Origin of the sequence: Streptacidiphilus monticola (assembly GCF_042658505.1) — a bacterium.
GTDB lineage: Bacteria > Actinomycetota > Actinomycetes > Streptomycetales > Streptomycetaceae > Streptacidiphilus > Streptacidiphilus monticola.
The window spans coordinates 13,123-15,947 of sequence record NZ_JBHSQJ010000029.1; the positions used below are offsets into that span (position 1 = coordinate 13,123).

Sequence of the window (2,825 nt, forward strand, 5' to 3'; positions counted from 1 at the left end):
CCGCCACGGGGGTTCCTGAGCCCGATCTGTCCGGGCCGGTCGTGCGACGTGCCGCCGTCGCGCCCGGGGCAAGCCCCCACCCGCTCTCCGGCCGGGTGGCGCTGACCCGCCGTCAGACGGGCACGACGCCCAGGCGTTCCACGAGCTCGGTCAGGGCCTCGCCCAACGGGCGGTCGATGCGGTGGGCGGCGCGGTCGTCGCCGCGGGTGGGGCCCTGGTTGACGATCACCACGGGCTTGCCCTGCTCCGCCGCGCGACGGACGAAGCGCAGGCCGGACAGCACCGTCAGCGAGGAGCCCAGCACCAGCAGCGAGGCGCACGCGTCCACCAGGCGGTGGCACTCGTCCACCCGGGGCCGGGGCACGTTCTCACCGAAGAAGACGACGTCCGGCTTGAGCGTCCCGCCCCCGCAGTCGGCGCAGTCCACCGGCCGGAAGCGGGCGACGACCTCGGGGGGGATCTCCGCGTCGCCGTCCGGGTTGACGCGTCGCACCTCCGCCGTGAAGCCCGGGTTGGCCTCGCGCAGGCGCGCGTCGAGCGCGGCGCGCTCGCTCGTGCGCCCGCAGTCGAGGCAGACCACGCGCCCCAGGCTGCCGTGGAGTTCGACCACCTGCGGCGTCCCGGCCGCATGGTGGAGGCCGTCGACGTTCTGGGTGATCACGCCGTCGATCCGGCCCGCGCGGGCGAGCGCGGCCAGGGCGTGGTGACCGCCGTTCGGGCGGGCGTGGTTGACGGTGTGCCAGCCGAGGTGGCTGCGCGCCCAGTAGCGCTGCCGCGCCGCCTCGCTGCCGGTGAACTCCTGGTACGTCATGGGCGTGTGCCGCCGCAAGGTCCCGCTCGCGCCCCGGTAGTCGGGGATGCCGGACTCGGTGGAGATGCCGGCCCCCGTCAGCGCGACCATCCCACCGGCCTCCAGCAGCGGCAGCACCGGGTCGAGGCTCCGCGTCCGCGGCAGCGGTTCGCCGACGGGCGTCCAGGTGAGCGTGGGCCGCATGCGCATGACTGCAGGGTACGCGCGGGCGCCGGAAACCGAGCCCATTGCATGATCATGCGTAACCATGCATAATCCTGCTTATGTCCAAAGTGCTCTCCTCCCTGCCTGTCGGCGAACGCGTCGGGATCGCCTTCTCCGGTGGCCTCGACACCTCGGTCGCGGTCGCGTGGATGCGCGACAAGGGTGCGGTGCCCTGCACCTACACCGCCAACCTCGGCCAGTACGACGAGCCCGACATCGAGTCGGTGCCCGGTCGCGCCACGCAGTACGGCGCGGAGGTCGCGCGACTGGTCGACTGCCGCGCCGCGCTGGTCGAGGAGGGGCTGGCCGCGCTGACCTGCGGCGCGTTCCACATCCGCTCCGGCGGCCGGGCCTACTTCAACACCACCCCGCTGGGCCGCGCCGTCACCGGCACCCTGCTGGTCCGCGCCATGCTCGAGGACGACGTCCAGATCTGGGGCGACGGCTCGACCTACAAGGGCAACGACATCGAGCGGTTCTACCGCTACGGCCTGCTCGCCAACCCCTCGCTGCGGATCTACAAGCCGTGGCTGGACGCCGCCTTCGTCGGCGAGCTGGGCGGCCGCAAGGAGATGTCCGAGTGGCTGGTCGCGCACGGCCTGCCCTACCGGGACTCCACCGAGAAGGCGTACTCCACCGACGCCAACATCTGGGGCGCCACCCACGAGGCGAAGACCCTGGAGCACCTGGACACCGGCATCGAGACCGTCGACCCGATCATGGGCGTCCGCTTCTGGGACCCCGAGGTCGAGATCGCGCCCGAGGTCGTCACCATCGGCTTCGAGCAGGGCCGCCCGGTCACCATCAACGGGCAGCAGTTCGCCACCCCGGTCGACCTGGTGCTGGAGGCCAACGCCATCGGCGGCCGCCACGGCCTGGGCATGTCCGACCAGATCGAGAACCGGATCATCGAGGCCAAGAGCCGCGGCATCTACGAGGCCCCCGGCATGGCGCTGCTGCACGCCGCCTACGAGCGCCTGGTCAACGCGATCCACAACGAGGACACGGTGGCCGCGTACCACAACGAGGGCCGTCGGCTCGGCCGCCTCATGTACGAGGGCCGCTGGCTGGACCCCCAGTCGCTGATGCTGCGCGAGTCGCTGCAGCGCTGGGTCGGCGCGGCCGTCACCGGAGAGGTCACGCTGCGGCTGCGCCGGGGCGAGGACTACTCGATCCTCGACACCACCGGCCCCGCCCTCAGCTACCACCCGGACAAGCTCTCCATGGAGCGCACCGAGGACGCCGCCTTCGGACCGGTGGACCGCATCGGGCAGTTGACGATGCGCAACCTGGACATCGCCGACTCCCGCGCCAAGCTGGAGCAGTACGCACAGCTCGGCCTGGTGGGCCGTTCCGGCCCGGCGGACGCCGCCGTCACCGGCCTGATCGGCGCGATGCAGTCCGGCGGCGCCCAGGAGATCGCCGCGAGCGGCGAGGCCGCCCCGGTCAACGACGAGCTGCTGGACAGCGCGGCGATCGAGTCCGGCACGGACTGACCTGACCGCCCGTCAGACCCCCACCCGCACGGGGCCCGGACCGCCGCCACGGCAGTCCGGGCCCCGTGGCGTTCAGCCCTCCAGAGCGGCCCGCGTCGCCGGACCGTAGACCCCGTACGGGTCGGCGGTCAGGCTCCGGTCCCGCTGGAACTGGCGCACCCCGCGCACGGTGGCCTTGTCGTAGACGCCGGTGATCCGGACGTAGGTGAAACCCTGCTGGAACAGCAGCTGTTGCAGGCGCGCGACGTCCGGCCCGCTGTCGCCGGCCCGCAGCGTCGCCGCCGCGGTGGAGGCCGGGCTGCTCGCCGCGGGCG

3 protein-coding genes are annotated in these 2,825 nt (G+C 73.0%); 1 reads left to right on the plus strand and 2 read right to left on the minus strand.

From position 1 onward, the window contains the following. Positions 1 to 112: 112 nt before the first annotated feature. A complete protein-coding gene (locus ACFP3V_RS08270; protein WP_380581404.1) occupies positions 113 to 1,000 on the minus strand; it encodes an NAD-dependent protein deacetylase in 888 nt (295 codons plus the stop codon). A gap of 74 nt (positions 1,001 to 1,074) precedes the next feature. On the opposite strand from ACFP3V_RS08270, the gene argG reads away from it, so the two are divergent. After that, positions 1,075 to 2,511 carry an argininosuccinate synthase gene (argG, locus tag ACFP3V_RS08275; RefSeq protein WP_380581406.1) on the plus strand — a complete coding sequence of 479 codons (1,437 nt, stop codon included), beginning with the start codon at positions 1,075 to 1,077 and terminating at the stop codon, positions 2,509 to 2,511. A gap of 72 nt (positions 2,512 to 2,583) precedes the next feature. On the opposite strand, the gene ACFP3V_RS08280 is transcribed toward argG, so the two are convergent. Next, positions 2,584 to 2,825, minus strand: a 242-nt coding sequence (locus tag ACFP3V_RS08280) for a peptidoglycan-binding domain-containing protein (protein WP_380581408.1), incomplete at its 5' end; no start/stop codon positions are given.